This is a genomic window from Paenibacillus sp. N3/727, assembly GCF_022637315.1.
GTDB lineage: Bacteria > Bacillota > Bacilli > Paenibacillales > Paenibacillaceae > Paenibacillus_AQ > Paenibacillus_AQ uliginis.
Genome location: NZ_CP093336.1, coordinates 4,393,664 through 4,413,806, shown reverse-complemented (window position 1 = coordinate 4,413,806; position 20,143 = coordinate 4,393,664). Strand labels below are relative to the sequence as shown.

The 20,143-nt window shown below is 43.9% G+C and carries 24 protein-coding genes and 1 pseudogene; all 25 read left to right on the top strand.

The window, feature by feature from the left end; genetic code table 11:
- Positions 1-134 precede the first annotated feature (134 nt).
- On the top strand, positions 135-1,031 hold the full coding sequence (gene iolE, locus MNQ98_RS20360) for a myo-inosose-2 dehydratase (RefSeq protein ID WP_241929870.1): 897 nt from the start codon (positions 135-137) through the stop codon (positions 1,029-1,031).
- 84 nt (positions 1,032-1,115) lie between these two features.
- On the top strand, positions 1,116-2,162 hold the full coding sequence (locus MNQ98_RS20355) for a Gfo/Idh/MocA family protein (protein WP_241933989.1): 1,047 nt from the start codon (positions 1,116-1,118) through the stop codon (positions 2,160-2,162).
- A gap of 69 nt (positions 2,163-2,231) precedes the next feature.
- A complete protein-coding gene (locus tag MNQ98_RS20350) occupies positions 2,232-3,821 on the top strand; it encodes a solute:sodium symporter family transporter (RefSeq protein ID WP_241929869.1) in 1,590 nt (529 codons plus the stop codon).
- Positions 3,822-4,082: 261 nt separating this feature from the next.
- Entirely contained in the window at positions 4,083-4,622 is a 540-nt protein-coding gene (locus MNQ98_RS20345; RefSeq protein ID WP_241929868.1) for a hypothetical protein, read from the top strand.
- Between the two features lie 15 nt (positions 4,623-4,637).
- The gene (locus tag MNQ98_RS20340; RefSeq protein ID WP_241929867.1) at positions 4,638-5,255 is read left to right on the top strand and encodes an NUDIX hydrolase; all 618 of its coding nucleotides are present in this window, start codon (positions 4,638-4,640) and stop codon (positions 5,253-5,255) included.
- A 325-nt stretch (positions 5,256-5,580) separates the two neighbouring features.
- A pseudogene (locus MNQ98_RS20335) lies at positions 5,581-5,676 on the top strand (DinB family protein); the annotation flags it as partial.
- Positions 5,677-5,784: 108 nt separating this feature from the next.
- Positions 5,785-6,255: an SRPBCC family protein gene (locus tag MNQ98_RS20330; RefSeq protein ID WP_241929866.1), complete on the top strand. Its 471-nt coding sequence runs from the start codon at positions 5,785-5,787 to the stop codon at positions 6,253-6,255.
- Between the two features lie 16 nt (positions 6,256-6,271).
- Positions 6,272-7,336: a Gfo/Idh/MocA family protein gene (locus MNQ98_RS20325; protein WP_241929865.1), complete on the top strand. Its 1,065-nt coding sequence runs from the start codon at positions 6,272-6,274 to the stop codon at positions 7,334-7,336.
- 20 nt (positions 7,337-7,356) lie between these two features.
- Complete coding sequence (locus MNQ98_RS20320; protein ID WP_241929864.1) at positions 7,357-8,331, top strand: S66 family peptidase; 975 nt, start codon at positions 7,357-7,359, stop codon at positions 8,329-8,331.
- A 22-nt stretch (positions 8,332-8,353) separates the two neighbouring features.
- Positions 8,354-9,256 (top strand): sugar phosphate isomerase/epimerase family protein, encoded by a 903-nt coding sequence (locus tag MNQ98_RS20315; RefSeq protein ID WP_241929863.1) that lies wholly within the window; start codon positions 8,354-8,356, stop codon positions 9,254-9,256.
- 11 nt (positions 9,257-9,267) lie between these two features.
- Positions 9,268-10,056 (top strand): class I SAM-dependent methyltransferase, encoded by a 789-nt coding sequence (locus tag MNQ98_RS20310; RefSeq protein WP_241929862.1) that lies wholly within the window; start codon positions 9,268-9,270, stop codon positions 10,054-10,056.
- Positions 10,057-10,120: 64 nt separating this feature from the next.
- Entirely contained in the window at positions 10,121-10,867 is a 747-nt protein-coding gene (locus MNQ98_RS20305; RefSeq protein WP_241929861.1) for a GNAT family N-acetyltransferase, read from the top strand.
- Between the two features lie 17 nt (positions 10,868-10,884).
- Positions 10,885-11,742 carry an aminoglycoside 6-adenylyltransferase gene (locus tag MNQ98_RS20300; protein WP_241929860.1) on the top strand — a complete coding sequence of 286 codons (858 nt, stop codon included), beginning with the start codon at positions 10,885-10,887 and terminating at the stop codon, positions 11,740-11,742.
- Positions 11,743-11,828: 86 nt separating this feature from the next.
- Positions 11,829-12,623 (top strand): lipid II flippase Amj family protein, encoded by a 795-nt coding sequence (locus tag MNQ98_RS20295; RefSeq protein ID WP_241929859.1) that lies wholly within the window; start codon positions 11,829-11,831, stop codon positions 12,621-12,623.
- Positions 12,624-12,635: 12 nt separating this feature from the next.
- Positions 12,636-13,112 carry a GNAT family N-acetyltransferase gene (locus tag MNQ98_RS20290; protein ID WP_241929858.1) on the top strand — a complete coding sequence of 159 codons (477 nt, stop codon included), beginning with the start codon at positions 12,636-12,638 and terminating at the stop codon, positions 13,110-13,112.
- Positions 13,113-13,350: 238 nt separating this feature from the next.
- Positions 13,351-13,878 (top strand): DinB family protein, encoded by a 528-nt coding sequence (locus tag MNQ98_RS20285; RefSeq protein WP_241929857.1) that lies wholly within the window; start codon positions 13,351-13,353, stop codon positions 13,876-13,878.
- A gap of 152 nt (positions 13,879-14,030) precedes the next feature.
- Entirely contained in the window at positions 14,031-14,216 is a 186-nt protein-coding gene (locus tag MNQ98_RS20280) for a hypothetical protein (RefSeq protein ID WP_241929856.1), read from the top strand.
- 290 nt (positions 14,217-14,506) lie between these two features.
- The gene (locus MNQ98_RS20275) at positions 14,507-14,719 is read left to right on the top strand and encodes a hypothetical protein (protein WP_208918753.1); all 213 of its coding nucleotides are present in this window, start codon (positions 14,507-14,509) and stop codon (positions 14,717-14,719) included.
- 199 nt (positions 14,720-14,918) lie between these two features.
- Positions 14,919-15,110 carry a hypothetical protein gene (locus tag MNQ98_RS20270; protein ID WP_241929855.1) on the top strand — a complete coding sequence of 64 codons (192 nt, stop codon included), beginning with the start codon at positions 14,919-14,921 and terminating at the stop codon, positions 15,108-15,110.
- A 93-nt stretch (positions 15,111-15,203) separates the two neighbouring features.
- Positions 15,204-16,139, top strand: a complete 936-nt coding sequence (locus MNQ98_RS20265) for a helix-turn-helix transcriptional regulator (protein ID WP_241929854.1) — start codon at positions 15,204-15,206, stop codon at positions 16,137-16,139.
- A 10-nt stretch (positions 16,140-16,149) separates the two neighbouring features.
- Positions 16,150-17,148 carry a BtrH N-terminal domain-containing protein gene (locus MNQ98_RS20260; RefSeq protein ID WP_241929853.1) on the top strand — a complete coding sequence of 333 codons (999 nt, stop codon included), beginning with the start codon at positions 16,150-16,152 and terminating at the stop codon, positions 17,146-17,148.
- 15 nt (positions 17,149-17,163) lie between these two features.
- Positions 17,164-18,144 carry a hypothetical protein gene (locus MNQ98_RS20255; protein ID WP_241929852.1) on the top strand — a complete coding sequence of 327 codons (981 nt, stop codon included), beginning with the start codon at positions 17,164-17,166 and terminating at the stop codon, positions 18,142-18,144.
- A gap of 97 nt (positions 18,145-18,241) precedes the next feature.
- A complete protein-coding gene (locus MNQ98_RS20250) occupies positions 18,242-19,135 on the top strand; it encodes a protein kinase family protein (protein WP_241929851.1) in 894 nt (297 codons plus the stop codon).
- A 47-nt stretch (positions 19,136-19,182) separates the two neighbouring features.
- Positions 19,183-19,320 carry a hypothetical protein gene (locus tag MNQ98_RS20245; RefSeq protein WP_241929850.1) on the top strand — a complete coding sequence of 46 codons (138 nt, stop codon included), beginning with the start codon at positions 19,183-19,185 and terminating at the stop codon, positions 19,318-19,320.
- A 175-nt stretch (positions 19,321-19,495) separates the two neighbouring features.
- Positions 19,496-19,945, top strand: a complete 450-nt coding sequence (locus MNQ98_RS20240; RefSeq protein ID WP_241929849.1) for an NUDIX hydrolase — start codon at positions 19,496-19,498, stop codon at positions 19,943-19,945.
- Positions 19,946-20,143: the final 198 nt, after the last annotated feature.

Genomic DNA, 20,143 nt, shown 5'->3' with positions numbered 1-20,143 from the left:
TGGTATGCAGTTCAGTGAATAGCGGAAGAAGGAAAGGTGATCGAGCTTTTACAAGATCAAAAGGAGATCACCTTAACCCTCCGTCTTCTTTAAAGGGATTAAAAAGATAGTCACTTAAGCTGGGAGGAATGGACATGTTTGCAGCAGGTACCGTAAAGCTTGGAATTGCCCCTATCGGTTGGACGAATGATGACATGCCTGAATTGGGCGGCGACAATACGTTTGAGCAGTGTGTTAGTGAGATGGCTCTGGCAGGATTCATAGGCACGGAGATCGGTAATAAGTACCCCAAAAATGTAAGCGCTTTACATAAGGCGTTAAACTTAAGAAACTTAGAAGTGGCAAGTGCGTGGTTCAGCGCACACTTGACCGTCCAGGACTATAAAGAGACGGCTAGACTGTTCATCGAACATCGTGATTTCCTGCATGCAATGGGTGCGAAGGTGATCGTTGTTTCAGAGCAAGGTCACAGCATCCAAGGTCAAATGGAGACGTCGTTATTCGCAAACAAGCCTGTATTTACAGATGAACAATGGAATCGTCTCGTAGAAGGGTTGCACGGGCTCGGGGAATTGGCTCGGGAGAAGGGAATGCATCTCGTCTACCACCATCATATGGGAACAGGCGTACAGACGACAGAAGAGATCGACCGTCTTATGGAGAGTACGGACCCAGCACTTGTATCCTTGCTGTATGATACCGGTCACCTCGTGTTCTCGGGCGAGAACCATATAGATGTGCTGAAGCGTCACATGAGTCGTATTAAGCATGTACATTTGAAAGATGTGCGGGCGGACGTTGCGCATCAAGTTCGTACGGAGCAGATGAGCTTCTTGCAAGCCGTGAAGTCCGGTGTGTTCACAGTTCCGGGAGATGGCTGTATTGACTTCACTCCTGTATTCGAGGAATTATCGGGCGCTTCGTATGAAGGATGGCTGCTCGTAGAGGCAGAACAGGACCCGGCGAAGGCGAATCCGTTGGAATATGCAATAAAGGCGAGAGGTTATATTCGTGACAAAGCAGGCGTATAGACGAGGGGAATTCAACCGCTGAAGTGGGTTTAATCCTTCTAGCAAAGCGAGTGTAACCTGGGAAAAGGGAGTGGGAGCGTGCAATTGAACGACAACAGGCACATATCGGTTGGCTTAGTCGGCTTAGGCCGATTAGGAAGGCAGCATGCAGAGAACTTGGCATTCCGGATACCGCACTGCACATTGACGGCTGTATGCAGTGTGAAGGAAGAGGAAGTGGAAGCTGCTCAGCGTGATCTTGACGTTCCGTACGGATATACAGATTACGAAGAAATGCTGCGCAATAATGAGCTTGATGCGATCTTCATCGCTTCTCCATCTGGCTTCCACTGTAAGCAGATCGAGCAAGCCTTGGCAGCAGGCTTCCACGTCTTCTCCGAGAAGCCGCTTGGCCTGTATGTGGGAGAAGCGCTGCGTGTGCAGGAAGCTGTACTGCGTCATCCTGATCAAGTATTTATGCTTGGATTTATGAGACGCTATGACCGCTCTTACGTTTATGCCAAGCAGCAGATTGAAGCGGGAGCAATTGGCGAGCCTGTGCTTGTCCGCTGTTATGGACTCGATCCTGCTCAGGCGATGCCTAGCTTCCTGCAGTTCGCTAAGAGCAACTACAGTGGTGGATTGTTCCTCGACATGGCGATTCATGATCTCGATCTAGCACGTTGGTATCTTGACGCTGAGGCGGAAACGGTATGGGCGATTGGCGGTTCACATCGTTATCCAGATCTTGAACAGCTTCAGGATGCAGAGACAGGAGCAGCTCTCGTGCAATTCGAGGGCAAGAAGATGGGGATTTTCGTGGCAGGTCGGAACTGTGTCCATGGTTATCATATCGAGACAGAAATTATCGGGACACATGGCTCTTTGCGTATTGGTACGATACCAGAGAAGAATCAAGTTGCGCTAATGGATGAGCGCGGAGTCGTACGCGAGTGTGCGAGCGGGTTCCTGGAGCGGTTCGAACAGGCTTATGTGGATGAAGTGATTGAATTCATCCGCTATATCCGTGAAGATCGGAAGCCGGAAGTAACGGTAGCGGATGGTGTTCAGTCGACGATTTTAGGATATGCGTGCAAGCAATCGTTCGAGACGGGCCAGTTGGTCGCTGTGCAGTCTGTCGTTAGAAAATAGATACAGAATCGCAAGTTGCAAGCAGAAAGGCTACTATCGTTACTCGATGAGCGGAAGGGGAATAAAGGCATGCTGTACATCACGGTCATTACCTTTTTACTGTATACGTGCTTCATAGCGTGGTATTCGTGGCATAAGACGAAAGCGGTAGATTTGAACAGTTCAGATGGTTATTTCTTAGGCGGACGCAGTTTGACGGGGATCGTCATTGCGGGCTCCCTACTCCTGACGAACTTATCCACCGAGCAAATGGTGGGTTTGAATGGACAGAGCTATGGCTCATCCATGGTCGTTATGGCGTGGGAGGTTACTTCGCCAATCGCGTTAATTTTCATGGCGTTTGTCTTCCTGCCCCGTTATTTGAAAGCAGGTATTACAACGATTCCAGACTTCCTGGAGCAGCGCTATGACATGCGTACACGTCAAATTATTTCGATCTTGTTCTTGCTCGGTTATGCGATGGCGTATCTTCCAACAGTTCTTTACTCAGGTGCGCTTGTGTTAGATACGATTTTTAACTTGTCCTCTATTTTTGGCTTCGGTGACTTTGGAATGGTACTCGTCGTTTCATTGGTGATTGGTATTGTCGGTATCCTGTATGTTGTTCTCGGTGGTCTGCGGGCCTGTGCCTTGTCAGATACATTGAATGGGGTAGGTCTCATTGTAGGCGGACTGTTAATTACGGTTCTTGGTCTTGTTGCACTAGGGGGAGGGGACCTTGTCGATGGTGTCAACACATTGCTGCAAAAGGAACCTGAAAAGCTGAATTCTATCGGTGACAGCAGTTCACCTGTTCCATTCGTTACGATTTTCTTCGGTCTACTATTCAACAACTTGTTCTACTGGTGTACAAATCAGGCGATCGTGCAGCGTACATTAGGTGCGAAGAACTTGAAGGAAGGCCAGAAGGGCGTTCTGTATGCAGGTATGTTCAAAATAATTGGACCTTTCTATCTTGTTATTCCAGGTATCATTGCGTATCACTTGTTCAATAACTCATTATCAAATGCGGATATGGCGTATCCTTCGCTCGTTATCGAAGTATTGCCAACATTGTTATCCGGATTCTTCGCGGCTGTATTGTTCGGTGCAATCCTAAGCTCCTTCAACGGAGCATTGAACAGCTCTTTGACGTTGTTTACGTTGGATATTTACAAGCCGATGTTCAAACCGCAAGCAACAGAGAAGCAATTGGTGAAAGCTGGCCGTATATTTGCTATCGTGCTCGGCCTCGTATCGGTAGCAATAGCACCGCTTATTCTATTCGCACCATCAGGCTTGTACTATTATTTGCAAGAAATGTTCGGATTCTATAATGTGCCGATTATCGCGGCGGTTGTGGTCGGATTCTTCACGAAGCGAGTACCAGCGATTGCACCGAAAATTGCGCTGTGTGCGCACATTGTACTCTATGCGTTGTCCAAGTTCTTCTTAGGTGAGATTAACTTCTTGTATATTTTAAGTGTGCTGTTCCCTGTGTGTGTGCTTGTTATGCTTATTGTTGGCAAGTTTGCGCCGCGAGATGAAGATTTCGAACTGTACAACTCAGGCAAGGTAGACTTGACACCATGGAAACATGCGAGAGTATTTACGGTTGTCATGGTTATATTGATGATCGCAATGTATGTGCTGTTCTCCCCGCTTGGGATTGCGGCTTGAGGATATGTCTAATTAAGAAGCAGCCATTATTAGAATATTTGAAACCGCTTACTAGTTAACTGTAAATAGAGGAGGGTGTCTGTCTTGAGGGACGGACGCCCTCTTGTGCGTTTAGCAGCGCAATCAACTAATGAGTGAGGACTCCATTTTCATAAAAATCTATCTTTAGAACACCCTCTATTTTTTTTCATATGATATATTAATAATGAAATTTATGGGAATCGGGGTGAGTCTAGCCTGAGAGAGTGGAGTATCAGAAAAGTGACCGTATCTATACTGATGGGTCTGTTGATTGCTGCCGTGGCTGGCGTCATTTGGTATATGGTTCCGAAGTCTATTCATCATACAGTAGAAGGGGTGAAGTATAGGCTAGGGATAGAGAACAAGGACTTCGAAGAGTCTGTCACCGTCAACATCAATGGTAAGATGAAGCGGAATTTCAAAGGGGAAAGAATATTTACTGGGACCATCCATATTGAAAATGAAGAGCTTCCCGTACCTGTCAATCAGAGAGAGCTCGTTATAAAATTTTTCGGAGATAACAGTCCCGCGTTAATTGCTTACAGAGGTTATAGTGATGACAGCTTATATGCTTATAACTACGGTTCAATGTACACAAATGCAGATATGAGCGAGTTCTCGATAGAGGTAAATGAGCAATACGGTCCAGACCGGAGTGGCTGGAACGGGGGAGATGGACTAATGATTTCAGCACCGGCGAGTGATCGTACGGAAGCCCTCAAAATATCCAATCGATATTTTATGGCACGCTGGAAAGATCAGGTTAAACCGCTAGAATAAATGGAGGGAAGTACAATGACTCAGAAGTGGCTTGAGTGGGCGAAGGAGATTCAGGCGATCAGCCAGGCGGGCCTTGCCTATTCCAAGGATGTTTATGATAAAGAACGATTTGAGCAGTTGCGGGAACTAAGCGTTTCGATTTTACATGAATACACCGATATGAAGCATGAGAAGATTCGGACATTGTTTGCAAGTGACACTGGATACCCAACGCCGAAGGTGGATGTGCGCGGGGTTGTTTTTCAAGAGGGGGAAATTCTTCTAGTCAAGGAGAGGCTCGATGGAGTATGGGCACTTCCGGGCGGATGGGCGGACATTGGGCTATCGGCGAAAGAGGTTGTCGTAAAAGAGATCAAGGAAGAGTCCGGTTATGATGCTCGGCCTGTCAGACTGCTGGCAGTGCTGGACAAGAAATTCCATAATCATCCGCCTGCATCTCAGCATGTATATAAGATGTTTATCCAATGCGAACTAACTGGGGGAGAAGCGGCAGGTGGAGTAGAGACCTCAGAGGTTGGTTTCTTTAGCGAAAATAACTTGCCGGAATTATCGCTGGAACGCAACTCCAAGGAACAGCTTCAGCAGATGTTCGAGTATCTTCGGAATCCGGCAAAAGATGTGTGGTTTGACTAGCATTGCACCTGATGAATGTAATGGCATTTCCGGGGAAAGCCATTTGATGTATACTGTTAACAGCAGATAACACCTAAGATAAGATTTATATTAGACACCAAGCTTAATCGTGCTTGGTGTCTTTTTTGAAATATAAGAAAGAATAAATTTCAGATTGATACTTGGCTTATATTTCTCGAAGAAACACCGACGTCCTTTAATAAGGACGTCGAAGGCGTTTCTTCTTACTAGGTAAGGAGTGATAGATTGATGATGAATATGGATATGGATAGCATTTACCCGGTAACGGATCTCGATGGTTTTACTCCGCAGATAGCCGTTTATTCCGGCTAACTATTATTTCATGTGGTTTCATGTGTTCGAGGATAAGATAAACCATCGGGGACAGATCCGAATGATCCGAAAAAGATTGAAGCAGTGAAAAAGTTAGTAGGCATTGCTTCAAACGTACTGGAATATTCCTGAGAGACAAGTTGAAACATCTGTCGTGTTAAGTAGTAGAGAGAATACATAAAGGTGGGTAAATCTTTTGATTAAGATTGCAACAGAAATTGAAATCATGGCACCTATTCACATTTGTTTTGATTTTGCCAGGGATATCGATCTTCATACACAGACTGTGTGGCCTCATACAAAAGAACATGCGGTCGAGGGAGTCACGAGCGGCATGATCGGACAAGGAGAGTTTGTCACTTTTGAAGCGACCCACTTTCTGATCCGGCAGAGGCTGGCTTCACAAATTACGGAGTACAAAAGGCCGTATCTTTTTGTAGATACGATGAGCCGTGGAGCATTCAAAAGCCTGAAGCATGAGCATCATTTCATCGATTTAGGGATTACGACGATAATGCAGGATGTTCTTTATCTGGAGGCGCCATTAGGTCCGTTCGGATGGATTGCCGAGAGAGTTGTGCTGAAGGCGTATATGCGCCAGTTTTTAATGTACCGAAATCGAGAATTAAAGAGCAGAATCGAGGAGTACAGCCGAGAATACTACTAACTGGGGGATAGAATACATGCAAAAAATTCGCGTTGGTATCATTGGAGGCGGGTTTGGGGCGTCAGTACACGCTCCTATATTTCAAATGCATGAGGGTTTTGAAGTGAAGTGTATTGCCAGTGTGCATCGAGGTCTCAGTGAAAAGGATATGCCCAACATTAAACAATACACCGATTGGAATAAGATGCTTGAAGCGGAGGAACTGGATTTAGTATCTGTTGTTTCTGCTCCAGTACATCATTGTTCAATGACAATGGAAGCACTGAAGAACAGATTGCATGTATTATGTGAGAAACCACTAGGAATGAATTCGGATCAGACTCGGCTGATGATGAATGAAATCATCGGAACAAAGCGCAAAGGATTTGTAAATTTCCAATGGAGATTAACACCTGTTAGGCAGCGGATCAAACAAATTTTGAAGAATCGTGAACTTGGCAGTATACATCATATGAAGTACCAGGGGAGTTTTTCTGGATATGAAGCGTTAGCGACTCAACCTAGAGGATGGGAAGGGCAAAAAGAGTCTGGTGGAGGACATTTATTTGCTGTAGGCTCGCATATGCTGGATTCAATGATGTGGTGGTTGGAAGAAGAAATCGACCATGTATACGCTAGTATGAGAACGGTTGTCCCTAGCTTTTCAGGAGCTACTGAAATAGAAAATAGGAACACAGATGATGCATTTTCAATCATGGGTAACTTTAGAAACGATGCTTCTTTTACGGCTGATGTCTTTTATCCCGGTATTAGAGGTACGGGTTGGACTCTAGAGATTTACGGAAGTAGAGGAACTTTGATCATGAGGAATGACCAGTCCATTCAGTTAAGTTTTGGTGGGGATTTTAAGGAGCTTGAGATCAACCAAATGGAACCGCCATATGAATTAAAAGCTCCACTTAAACATTACTATAGTGGGTTTTATCCAATGGTAGATTTACTACATAAATCGATAAACGGTGATGATGGACTAGTCGATTTACCAACTTTCGATGATGGACATAAAGTTCAATCTGTACTTGATGCAATCATTGCATCCGCGAACACACATTCAAGAATACAAGTGAACTATAGTCGCTAGAACATAGAGGAGGAGTTAATATGAAAGCACAAAAGCTCAAGCCAGGTGATGAGATCCGTATCCTGTCACCTTCACGGAGTATGTCTATTATCGCAAAAGAACAACGTAAGCTTTCTGAGCAACGATTGAGTGAGATGGGGCTCACTGTAACATACTCCAAGTACTGCGAGGAAAGTGACGCGTTTAGTTCTTCGTCTATCGAATCCAGAATTCAAGATTTACATGAAGCATTTCTGGACCCAAATGTTTCGGGCATTCTCACTACGATTGGCGGTTACAATTGCAATCAGCTGTTGAGCTATATTGATTATGATATTATTGCATCGAATCCTAAGAGATTGTGCGGATATTCAGATATCACGGCACTGAGCAGCGCTATATACGCTAAGACAGGGTTAATCACGTACTCTGGTCCGCATTATTCAACCTTTGGCATGCTTCACGGGATTGAATATACGACCGAATATTTTTACAAAATGATGTTCCAAGAGGCGCCTGTATCGGTACTTTCATCAGCGGAATGGAGTGATGACGCCTGGTATATGGATCAGGAGAACCGGACATTTATTCAGAACGATGGCCCTTATGTCATTAATGAAGGAAAAGCGGAAGGTGTAATCATCGGTGCTAATCTGTGTACACTCAACCTGCTGCATGGGACAGAGTTTATGCCGAGTTTAGCGGGCGCCATCTTGTTTCTTGAAGATGACTTGGAATCGCAGCCACCGACGTTTGATCGTGATCTGCAATCACTCATTCATCAGCCCGGTTTTCATGATGTTAAAGGAATCGTTATCGGACGGTTTCAACGTGAATCACAGATGAGCGGACAACTCCTGCACGATATTATCAAATCCAAGAAAGAACTGGAGCACCTGCCTGTAGTAGCCGACGTTAACTTTGGACATACAACACCGCAAATTACGATTCCAGTCGGTGGAGAAGCAACTCTCGAAGCAATTGGTGGAGAAGTGAAGCTGAGTATTACAGAGTAGGTAAGGATGGAGGTAATAAAAGATGAGACGTCTTCAGATAGGAATGTGGCATCAATTTACGCTGGATCGATGGAATGATATATCGAATGATTTCATTAGCGGAATGGAGATTTCGAAGTATCCGAGCAAAGAAGCCGTTGAAGAGGTAAGCCGATTCTGCATGAACGAAAACCTCAAGTTTGGTGTTCACGGTCCTATTCTCGGTACATATGGCTACTCAATGCCTACTCTGAATTCTCCTGACCCGGAGCAATATAGAGAGGCATTAGAACGAATAACGACAGAAGTTAGGCTTGCGGCAGAGTGTGGGGCGGATTATATTTTGTTCCACTATCCATTCTATCCGACTTATCAGCAGCCTTATGTCCCTTATCTGAAACTACCAGATTCATTGAATCGATATGAGTATGATCAATTAAGTAAATCCAAATTTCGGGACATTTCCGAACGGCTGTTTGAGAGGTTATCCGAGCTGCAGCAGCAGTACAGACAACGTATTGTGCTGGAGCATGATTTTTTCGGGGATTACGAAGATGTGTTTATTCAATCGTTCTTAAATAATCCCGACATCAGCTTGGTCATCGACACGGCAAGGCTGGATATCGCACACCGAGCGTTTGAGGGTTTTGATCCGTATAACTTCATGGAGACTTTGGCTTCTCAGGTTTATTTGGTGCATTACAGCAACGTCGTTTACTCGGATGATACTTTTAAACATCATTTGCCGGTGCTGCCTGAGCATGACGAGGATGAAAGCTACGGAGATTCCCATCGATATCTTGAATATTTGTCTGAGCGGAATCAAGAGTTCCACCTTACTTTCGAGCATAACCATGAACTGATCAGTAAGGATCAATTGTTTGAAGAATATGAGAGAACTGCACGGCTGCTCGGACTAACATCAGTGTCATATCGACACTTATAGGAGATACGGCGATGACCATTGATTTTCATGACGGAAAAAATAAACATACTTACGCTGCAAGAACAGCCGATCACGAGTGGATTGAACTTATGCGACCATATGTCGGTAAAAATCCTGGGGTTGCACTCGATATCGGATGTGGTGGCGGGATATACAGCAAAGCATTGGCAGATTTGGGAGCGAGCCGTGTCATAGGTATGGATTTCTCCAGATCCAATCTGGATGGAGCAAGGGATAACTGCAGCTCTTACGATAATATAACTTTTATGCAGGGGGATGCGCTTGATACCGGTTTGCCAGAGCAGAGCGTGGATTTGATCTTGGAGCGGGCTCTTATTCATCACATTACGGATCTAGATGCCTGCTTCAGGGAAACTTCTCGTGTGCTAAAGCCGGGCGGATTGATCATTGTGCAGGACAGGACCCAGGCAGATTGTCTTCTTCCTGGAAGTGTGAACCACATTCGTGGATATTTTTTCGAGAGATACCCTAGATTGATTCAGAAGGAAACGGGGCGCAGGCATACGAGTCTTGTCGTAGCACAAAGCCTTTCTGCGAATCAATTTGAACAGATTGAAGAGATTTCCTTCTGGGAAACGCGTAGAACCTATCATGATATAGCCGAACTGGAGCAGGACTTGCTGAATCGAACAGGCCGATCTATTCTTCATGACCTTAATGATCATGAACTTGGGGAGCTCGTTGCCTATATACTTGAAAAATTGCAAGATAGGCAAGACGATGAAATAAAGGAACAAGACCGATGGACCCTATGGATTGCCAAACGGAAGAGCTGTTAAATCCATGTGGAACAACATTAGATAAACTCTGATACGGATTTATATCAAACTACTGGAGGACACCATGGATTTTATCATTAGAGAAGCGAAGCAGGATGATTATAAAGGTAGTTTTATGAAGAGCATTGATCTAAATGACGATCAGCTGATGCAGATTCAGGCTTCGACATTGTATGTTTTGGATGAAACAGGGCGGATGATTAGAATAAACGAACCGGGCGAGACAGATTCACCTACGCTTTTTATTGGGAAAACACGTAATTCCATGCATACGTATATAAGTGATCGCTTACCCGAGGCGATTGCAGAAGAGCTAAATGATCATATCAAATCATCTATAAACATTGTAAAGCTTTGTGAAATCATCGGAAAATATAGTGCAGTGAAAAATGTATGGATTGGTCCAGCTTACGCATATCTTCACAGCACCCCACCGCCTATGGAAGATGAACAGGTAATGGTGATCAACGAAAATAATGCTCATATGCTTAGCAGACATTTTGATCATTTAACGCTTAAGCTCACAGAACATCTGCCGATAGTCGGTTACGTATGGGAGGGTCAAGTGGTCTCGCTATGTTGCTCCGCCCGAATCTCAGACCGAGCTACTGAAGCAAGTCTTTCAACCGTAGAAGATTTCAGGGGGAGAGGACTGGCTACAAAGGTAACTGCCCAATGGATTTGCGAAGTATTAAAGCAAGGTCGCATACCGCTCTACAGTACGTCCTGGGACAATTTGAATTCTCAACGAGTAGCTCAAAAGTTAGGACTTCATCCGTATGGGATGGATTTTAATATTACGGTGGAGTGAGAGGAGTGCCTACTTTCATGGACGTGAATGGAAGTTATAAGGAGCTTGAAAGTGACTTTATTCATTGGATTGACACGGTCGATGATATCAGAGCCGCAGTAATTGTTGGATCCAGAGCTAGATTAGATCATCCAGCAGATGAATGGTCTGACTTGGATATCGTCATATTCACGTCTCGATCGGATTTTTATATTGGCAACGATGCCTGGTTGAAAGAGATAGGTAATCCTTGGACCAGTTTTGTATCCACCACTTCAGGTGGAGATGTTGAACGGTTAGTGTTATTTTCAGGCGGGTTGCAAGCTGACTTTGTAATTAAATCGGATACCGAACTTATCAAGATACAAGAAGGAAGCATACCCGAAGGTTTTAACAGAGGATTCCGGATTATTGTAGATAAGGATTCTTGTCTAGCTCAGATTACTGATGGAAAGCCAGAGGTATTATCTATTAATCCTAAACCTGTTCACAATGAGGAGTTTCTTCAGGTGGTGAATATGTTCTGGTTCGCTTCCATGTATGTCGCTAAGCAGATACTGCGCAATGAATTATGGATCGCCAAAACCAGAGATACAGATATGAAACAGTTGCTCTTGAAAATGATGGAATGGCATGCAGTAGCTGTGTACCATAAGCAGGATATATGGCATGCCGGTAAATTTATGCGTGAATGGGTCGAAGCTGACGTAATGGATCAGCTTGATCGTGTCTTTGGTCGTTTCAATCAGGAGGACAGCTGGACAGCATTGATCTCAACCATGAATCTGTTCCGCGACATTTCTCTGGAAACGGCAGAGAAGTTGAATATAGACTACCCGGATGAGCTTGATTTAAGGGTCACAGCATGGGTTACCGGGGTGCAAGAACAACAATGATATGAAACGAAATCTTTGGATTAACTTAACAGGCTTGTCCAGATGAAACCCTTTATGTTCTCTAGAGTGGGAGAGGAGTACTGCCTATGGTGAACAGCCTCATAATCGTATTTGTTCTGACGATGGTCATCCACACGGCGGAAACATTGTCCTATTCCGCCCGGTATGCCGGCGTGAAGTTAAACAAAATTGCTGTCGCCTTGTCTCTGACTGGTATTATTGTGCTCGTGTCGAGAACCTCTAACCTGATTCAGGCTCCGCTGACAGCCAAATTTGTAGACTATGCCCGAATAGATCCTTCCTTTGATGTGCTCCGATATTTTCGATTTATCCTGCTTGCAGCATCTGTTGGCACCTTGATTGCCATTGTGCTGTTTCCCACGTTCGTGAACCTGTTCGCCCGAGTTATAGCGAAGCTGGAAGTGGCTGGATCGATCCCCAAGCTCATTTCCAGCGTAACGATAGGTCAGCTCAAAAATACGAAGCATTATTTTAGAAGACCAACACTTAAGATCAGTCAGTTCCGATATTTGGGTATTCCCAAGCGGTTTATCTTGCTGAACGTCTTGGTAACGGCCTTTTATACAGTAGGTGTGCTGTCATCTTTATATGCGGCCCATATCGTACCTGAGTTAAGCACAACGGCTTCACAAGCCTCGGGTATCATCAATGGTATAGCCACCATTATACTAACGATATTTATCGATCCCCAGCTTGGCCTCATTACAGATAAAGCGACTCATGAACCGGAAACGAGAGATCAGCTCGGCAAGGTATATACACTTTTAATGGTCACACGTTTTTTTGGAACGATGCTTGCACAGCTTGTTATCGTACCTGCTGCCTATCTGATCAGTATGGCAGTTACTACTTTACTATAAGGGGGGATCTCGATGATTAATTTTCGTTTTTTACAGGAGCAGGATCAGGAATCCGTAAAAAAATTAATGAAGGAGTATCCTCTTCAGTTTCCGGATTTTGTGCTTGATATGTACCCAGAACGTTGGGCTAGTTATTTATTTGATCGTGATTTGACAAAGTCGCAGTACGTTGTGGCTGAACATGAGAGGGGCCAAGTGGTAGGTCATGCGGGATACATTCATAACGATGACCAAAGGCTGTATGAATTCGTTGGTGTAGTCGTGTCTCCTAAACATCAAAGACAGGGAATCGGAAAGGACTTGCTTAAATCGCTATCCCTATTGTTAAAGGCACAAGGAATTAGCAGTGTCATGTTATCTACGTTAGGTCACCCGGGAAATGAAGAGACACTGGCCTTCTATCGTTCTTTGGGTTATCAGGAACTGAAGTACGAAACGGATTATTATACGAAAGGGTTCTCACGTGTGACCTTTATTAAAGATTTATAGCAGATTGTGATTGAATCTGTAGTGTTTAGTACTGTCATTTGTTTCGGCTGGTGGATTGATTTATTCCGCCGGAGGGTTTATCTTGATTGCCATTATATACGGTACGATAAGATGGAGACTGAAGGGAAAGCCGGGATCGGAAACATAAATATACTATTATTCCTTATGAAAATAACGACCATCATGACTAAATCAACAAAATGAACATAAATATGGTACACATGAGGAGGTATAAGATATGTTTGTCCAAGACGTGTTGAAACAGATGAACACCCAATTGGCGAGAATTGAAGTTTGCCTTAATCGGCTCTCGGATGAACAGATCTGGGAGCGAGTAAACGGAGAAATGCTAAGCATCGGAAATTTGTGCATTCATCTGGCCGGTAACGAATACCAGCATTTCGTGAGCGGAATCGGAAACAAGCCGTTTATCCGAGAACGTTCTAATGAATTTACGATGAACGGTGGAATGAATGTTAGTGCGATTCTTACCCGGATGAAAGATGTCCGTCAGCAATCGGAATCTGTATTGGGTGAGTTGCTAGATCAGGATTTACAACGTGAAGTACAGATATGGTACGACCCTGAGGATTGGAAGCGAATGAGAGTTGGAAATACGGAAAGCTCAGATTCTTATTATGTACGCCCGATTCAAAGCCATCTGTTCTATGTGGCTGAGCATTACGGATATCATACCGGACAAATTGTTTATTTGACAAAGCTTTTGGCTGAAGGGAAAGGCCCGATTACAGATACGAGACATTAGAATATATCAGCAGAATAACTACCCCTAAATGCGGCCAGCCTTCTTAGAGGTACGTAGATAGACTTTTTTCTTCCCATGACGCTCATCACATTTCAACTCGGTCCGGTTATCCGTTTCAGGTGAAATTTTGAGGAAAAGGGGTTTGTGAAAAAATGGCCAAGTCAAAAAGAGGACACTCCCTATGGCATTTGCCTGCCCGCGGTCGGGGCACGTGCCCGGTATGCCGCAGTACCCGCATTAAACTGCTGTATCCACGAACCAAATCCGACGGCACGTCTTTAAAAGTATGCAAGCGGTGCGACAAAGCATCGCAGACCAGGATTGATGCGGCGATTTAATAGGGTACCTGCATAAGGTCGATAACACAATAAATTTTTTGCATATCGATGGGAAGGACCATCGGTAATTGTGCACTTTAGAACCGCCAGCGCTCGTTCATCGAGCAGCTGGCGGTTTTCTTAATTTGTCCAATCTGAATGTAAAAACAATTTGACATACTGAGACGATGTATTATAATTATGAGTGTAAAAAGTTTTTTACATTTATAACGAAGAAATATGAAACTCTCTCAGGAAGAACTCGCAAATATATGTGGCGTTACATTATTTATTTATGAGGAGGAAGTCAAATGAAATTACGAAAAGCTGATGAAATGGAGAAATATCAGAGTGACCAATCTGCAAAATATGGATTTATCTTTTATACCTTAGCATTATTGATTTGGTCACTTTATGGTTTTTTCATTAAGGGTGATTCTGGTTGGCAGATGACAATCTTATTGATAGGTTGTGCTGTTTACTTTTGGTCAAGAGTTGTTTACAACCGAAAGATGAATAATTGATTAACTAAAAGACCTTCGCAACTTGAGGGTCTCTTTTTCACTATAAAATCAACAATATAATTTAACAAAGCCTTTTAATTTATTAATTGCCTTAGTGCTACGACATTTTATGTCGTAGCACATGTAATATAATAAAATTGCTTCCCATATTAAGGAAGACGTTCTAAGATGAGATTAGATGAAAAGAGGTTAGCAAAGAATGTCCAAACCAAAAAGAGGGCGCTCCCTCTGGAACTTACCTTCACGTGGCAGAGGTACATGCCCTGTCTGTCATAGCAGCAGAATTAAGCTGCTATATCCTCGGACGAAAACAGACGGAACAGCCGTTAAAGTATGTAAACGGTGTGATAAGGCACCACAGTCGAAGGTAGATGCAATTTCAGCCAGCTGATTCTACAGGCTGAATTGAAGGCGTCGCCCGTTCCCTATGGAGGGAGCGGGCGCTTTATGTTGGTTACAATGGCAGAGGGGAGTTGACACCGTTATGAGCAATATGCATCGGATACACTGGTTCGATCAGCAGATTCGGGAAGGAAAATACCCGAACAGCCGTTTATTGGCCGAGGAGTTTGAGATATCCACACGCCAGGCGCAGCGTGATATTGAATATTTAGAAATCTCGCTGCGAGCTCCTCTGACGTACGTTGCCAAAAAAAGAGGCTATTGCTATAAAGATAAAACGTTTCTTCTCCCTCTCCTTTACATGACCGAAGAAGAAAAAAGAGTACTTAACTACCTTGCCCATCGCTATCGCAGCTATGATTATGAGAATTCGTCTTCCGTCCGAAGGGTTGCGCATTTACTTGGGCGTTTTACGGACGAGCAGCTGGAAAGTACCCGTCTTCCGGTATTTAACGTTAGCCCGCAAGTGTTGCGATTTTTTGAGCTGCTGACTCATGCCGTTCGGGATTCACTTATTGTGCAAATATTGTATAGAGGAGAAGAGGGCGAAATATTTTTTATAGGATGCCCGCTTCAGCTTTTATCTAAATATAGTGCAGATTATGTTCGTATAAACTGCATTGAACAACAAACAGACGTTGAATTGCGTCTGGACCGAATCAAGCATTTGAAAGTGACTGAGGAGAAGGTCGAAATGATCACGCCCAGTTATTTGTATGGAAACGCAGATGCCCTGCGTATAAGATCAAAACCTTTTCAGGCACAGATGGTGTTCAGGCAGCCGATTGCCTGCAATACGTGGTATGGGTATCCTGCTCATGAAATCGAAGATCGTACATACCGAATTGATTTTTATGAAGCAGAGCTGTTTTTGCAGGATCTGATGATTCATATGACCGAATGGCAGGAGTTGTCCTCACCCAAATGGCTAAGAACTAAGCTTAGGAGCCGCTGCGAGTCCATAATGGAGCAATTGGATTTAACGAATGCACATTCAACTGACACATTAAAGGAGTAATGTGGGTGTTATGAGCGGGATATATTTGGATCATCTCGATATGAAAAGAGAGTCGAAATCGTTTACAGACAGTCTTTATGCTGTACTTACATCGAGGGGTCTTTTTCAGGGAGCGAAGTATATGTTGTCAGGTCTTACAGGAATGGCCTTTAAGTTTACTGTGCATGAGAGATTGCTGCCGATGTCTGTGTCGGCCTACGGACAGTTGGGGACAGAGCATTTGCCGGCTATAGATAACCTTGGAATTTATACCGTAAGCGATGGAGGCTATACAAGACATCCGACATTTCACCGCTATCAGCAAGAGGCTGTACAATGGGTAAAAGAAAGCTTGAACCAAGGCATAGGTGTCATTTACTGGCTTCCGGAATTCGGCGTGATTCGTGGATATGATGATGAAGATGAGGTCTTTTTTATACAAGACGGTTATTCTTTCGAAGATCAGATTGTACTCTACGACAACTTTGGATTGAATAGCACAGATTTCTGGTCTATTCAGTTGCTGGGAGATAAAGTAGACGTCCCGCTAAAAGATATGATACTGGAATCTTTGAGGCTTGCTATACAAGATTGGGATATCCCTCATAAAACACTACCTTCGACGGATATCGCTTCAGGCAAACTGGCTTACGATTTTCTTATCCGTGGACTGGAGAACGGCATTTATGACGAATTTGGCGCCGTCTATATTTTGGATTCCTATATATATTCGAGAAATGAGATCAAAAATTATTTACGGGAAGCAGTCGTGCTGTGGCCTGATCTTCAGCCAGCTTATGAACTGTATTCACAGCTGACACAAGTCATAGGAGAGCTGGCGAATTACCTAACGGACTCGCAAAACGGAAGACAGATAAACAGGGCGTACATCCCGGTACTTATTGAAGCTCTGCTTGCGGCTAAAGATATAGAAGATCAGGCTGTCAATCAATTCAGAGATATTTCCAGACGTTACCCCGACTCTAAGCGAAGCACGATTCCAAGGTGGGGCGCACATATGGTTCGATAACGAAAGGAGTGCTAAATGATGGAACGGATCATTTTATCCGATTTACATATGAGACGAGAATCCCTTTCCTACATCGACGCTCTTTATGCTATTTTGATGCATAGAGGTTCAGTGAACTGCTCAAAGTCTGTTTTATCGGGTATGACGGCGATGGCTTTCCGCTTTACGGTAAACCGCCGATTATCCGTTGACTCCGCCACAGCCTACAATTGGATGGCTGAGCATTTTGTAGCTGCTGATCTTCTGGGGCTAACGACAACACAACATGCAGGTTTTCATTTTCAGCCTACCTTTTCGCTGTATCAAAAGGCTGCTGTACAAGATATCAAGCAATCAATTACCCGGGGAACGGGAGCACTGGTATGGAAGGATTCTTTTGTTGTCGTTACGGGTTATGATGATGAACAACAGACATTTTTTTATTGTGATGGAATTAGTGATGAGTATCAAACGATTAGATATGAGGATTTCGGTTGTAACCATTCCCCATATTGGTATTATCAGCTGTATGAAAAACAAATCGCCATGGACATTGATGAGATTTATAAGGAGTCGCTGATGCAGGCGGTAAGCAAATGGGAGACCCATGACATTATGCTGCCTTCAAGTGAGTATGCTTGCGGCAGGCAGGCGTATGCTGCCATTATAGAAGCTCTTCAAAGCGGATATTATGACGAGGAAGGCGCCTTGGAAACCTTTCGTTGTTACGGGGCCGCGAAGCAGGATATCGCCCAATATATGTTCTCTCTGAAAAATATGTGGCCTGTGTACAGTAATGCGGCTGAGCTGTACGGCAATGTGGCTGAACGATTTGATGATATTGTTCAAAAGACACCCCGAGCTGGTACTAGCCTTGCGGGGAGTCGAACGAGAGCCAAACAGCTTATTCCGCTATTTATGGAAGCCCAGCAGCGGGAAGAGGAAGCAGTACAAGAATTGAGACTAATGTTAAGTGAGAACATACATAATCGGTTTGAGGATATTGGATTGAGATAAGTAATTTATTGGAATATAATAATAAACAGTTCTGATTAGTATAAAGGCCGTTTTCTGGATGAGAACGGTCTATTTTGTTTCTATAAGGGGGCACAGGATGAAAAATTCTAATGTAACGATCAAGATGGGTGATGTTATTTTTGATTTAAGGGAAGTCCATAACTTCGAGTGGATTCAGGATGAGGGACGTGTCTTTCAGGTATTTTCCCAGCAGGATTCCGGAAATATCAGCTTTGGAGTGGAATCAGCGGATGGCACGCGAAAGTTTATAAAATATGCAGGGGCACGAACGTTGGAGTTTAATGGAGAACCGGGCGATGCTGTAAACCGTTTAAAGAAAGGAATTCACCTGTATGAGGAGCTGAGTCATCTTTCCCTGATTAAGCTGCTGAACCATTATCCTGTCGGATCGGGATATGCTGCCGTATTTGAATGGTTTGCAGGAGAAAATCTGCATCCGCATGAAACATATCCACCTCCGGCAAAATACACCCATCCAGATTCTCCCTACTTCCGTTTTAGACAGCTGCCGGTCGAGTTAAGGCTGCAATCTTTAAATGATATTTTTGATTTTCATGTCTATGTGGAACAGAATAACGTTGTTGCCGTCGATTTTTATGACGGCAGTATTTTATATGATTTCATCCATCACACGGTCCGCGTATGTGACATTGACATGTATCAGCAGAAACCATTTTATAATTCGATGGGAAGACTCTGGGGCTCGTCCAGGTTTATGTCACCTGAAGAGTTTGAACGCGGTGCGGTAATTGATAGCGTGACCAATGTGTTTAATATGGGCGCGATTGCCTTTGGATTACTCGGAGGTGAGCTGGACCGTTCGGTGGACAGATGGGATGCCGGGGAGGCCTTACATAAAATTGCGGTTAAAGCTGTCAGCCCGAACAGAGACGAGCGGTATAAGAGTGTTGCCGAGTTTGTTTCATTTTGGAGAGAGGCATGTCACATGAGAGAGGGAAACATATGCTAAACATACGCTGCTATTAGGAGAAAGATCTGGAAGATCTGGCGGCTTTAATGGACGATCTGGGATACCCGACAGAGCGTGAGCAGATGGGCAGTCGGATGAAGAGGATTATGGAAGAATCGTCTTATTTTACTTTCGTAGCTGTTAAAGATAACCGGGTGTTGAAATTTAAGGATCTAGGTTTGTGAAAAAAATATAGCGTTACAGTTGAACTGCTGGATTATAGGGATCTGCAAGTGTTAGACTTAGGCTGCGGTGTGGGGAGAAGCAGCATTCCGATTAGAAAATTTTAAAGATGAACCGGATTCATAGAAAAATAAAGAACAGAAGAAACAGATTTTTAAGTAAAAGGTTGTGAGTTCAGTGGAAAAATATACGCATCTCGGTGTTTATGGGGTTCTGATTAAGGATGGTCGTATACTGTTGATACGTAAAGCGAGAGGACCTTATTTAGGCAAGTGGGATTTGCCTGGCGGCTCGATTGAGTTCGGAGAAGAACCTGAACAGACATTAAAGCGTGAATTTCACGAAGAAACTGGACTGACAGCAATTCGTGGGATCATGAAAACCGCTGTTTCCTGCACGATCATTTATCAGCGGACCGAAGATGAGCTGGAGGAGATGCACCATATCGGTATTATATATCAGGTGGAGTTAGAGGATGACAAAGCCCCGATCAATCGAGAAGGTGATCAGCAGGACTCACTCGGTGCGGAGTGGATACCATTGGAAAAGCTGGAATTTATCCCGATCACTCCATTTGTTGAAATGATAACGGAGCAGTTGTTTACTGAAGGAGATCATGAACAATGAATCTCGCAATCAGCAAGCTCAACCCGATTCAAACAAGCTCAGTGGTTTAAATATTGTTATGAAATATTTCCGGGGAAATGGGTACTTGGATTCGTTGCTGAAGGATATCTTTCAAAAATAAAGAAAAAGCAAACCAAATGAAGTGCCCCCTGTCAAGTAGACAGGGGGCACTTCAATTCATCCTTAGGTGGCTTGCTT

Bases quoted from the DNA above. Each gene is read 5' to 3' on its own strand.
- iolE (WP_241929870.1), top strand. From the start codon at position 135: ATGTTTGCAGCAGGTACCGTAAAGCTTGGAATTGCCCCTATCGGTTGG.
- MNQ98_RS20350 (WP_241929869.1), top strand. From the start codon at position 2,232: ATGCTGTACATCACGGTCATTACCTTTTTACTGTATACGTGCTTCATA.
- MNQ98_RS20340 (WP_241929867.1), top strand. From the start codon at position 4,638: ATGACTCAGAAGTGGCTTGAGTGGGCGAAGGAGATTCAGGCGATCAGC.
- MNQ98_RS20325 (WP_241929865.1), top strand. From the start codon at position 6,272: ATGCAAAAAATTCGCGTTGGTATCATTGGAGGCGGGTTTGGGGCGTCA.
- MNQ98_RS20320 (WP_241929864.1), top strand. From the start codon at position 7,357: ATGAAAGCACAAAAGCTCAAGCCAGGTGATGAGATCCGTATCCTGTCA.
- MNQ98_RS20315 (WP_241929863.1), top strand. From the start codon at position 8,354: ATGAGACGTCTTCAGATAGGAATGTGGCATCAATTTACGCTGGATCGA.
- MNQ98_RS20310 (WP_241929862.1), top strand. From the start codon at position 9,268: ATGACCATTGATTTTCATGACGGAAAAAATAAACATACTTACGCTGCA.
- MNQ98_RS20305 (WP_241929861.1), top strand. From the start codon at position 10,121: ATGGATTTTATCATTAGAGAAGCGAAGCAGGATGATTATAAAGGTAGT.
- MNQ98_RS20300 (WP_241929860.1), top strand. From the start codon at position 10,885: ATGGACGTGAATGGAAGTTATAAGGAGCTTGAAAGTGACTTTATTCAT.
- MNQ98_RS20295 (WP_241929859.1), top strand. From the start codon at position 11,829: ATGGTGAACAGCCTCATAATCGTATTTGTTCTGACGATGGTCATCCAC.
- MNQ98_RS20290 (WP_241929858.1), top strand. From the start codon at position 12,636: ATGATTAATTTTCGTTTTTTACAGGAGCAGGATCAGGAATCCGTAAAA.
- MNQ98_RS20285 (WP_241929857.1), top strand. From the start codon at position 13,351: ATGTTTGTCCAAGACGTGTTGAAACAGATGAACACCCAATTGGCGAGA.
- MNQ98_RS20280 (WP_241929856.1), top strand. From the start codon at position 14,031: ATGGCCAAGTCAAAAAGAGGACACTCCCTATGGCATTTGCCTGCCCGC.
- MNQ98_RS20275 (WP_208918753.1), top strand. From the start codon at position 14,507: ATGAAATTACGAAAAGCTGATGAAATGGAGAAATATCAGAGTGACCAA.
- MNQ98_RS20270 (WP_241929855.1), top strand. From the start codon at position 14,919: ATGTCCAAACCAAAAAGAGGGCGCTCCCTCTGGAACTTACCTTCACGT.
- MNQ98_RS20265 (WP_241929854.1), top strand. From the start codon at position 15,204: ATGAGCAATATGCATCGGATACACTGGTTCGATCAGCAGATTCGGGAA.
- MNQ98_RS20260 (WP_241929853.1), top strand. From the start codon at position 16,150: ATGAGCGGGATATATTTGGATCATCTCGATATGAAAAGAGAGTCGAAA.
- MNQ98_RS20255 (WP_241929852.1), top strand. From the start codon at position 17,164: ATGATGGAACGGATCATTTTATCCGATTTACATATGAGACGAGAATCC.
- MNQ98_RS20250 (WP_241929851.1), top strand. From the start codon at position 18,242: ATGAAAAATTCTAATGTAACGATCAAGATGGGTGATGTTATTTTTGAT.
- MNQ98_RS20245 (WP_241929850.1), top strand. From the start codon at position 19,183: ATGGACGATCTGGGATACCCGACAGAGCGTGAGCAGATGGGCAGTCGG.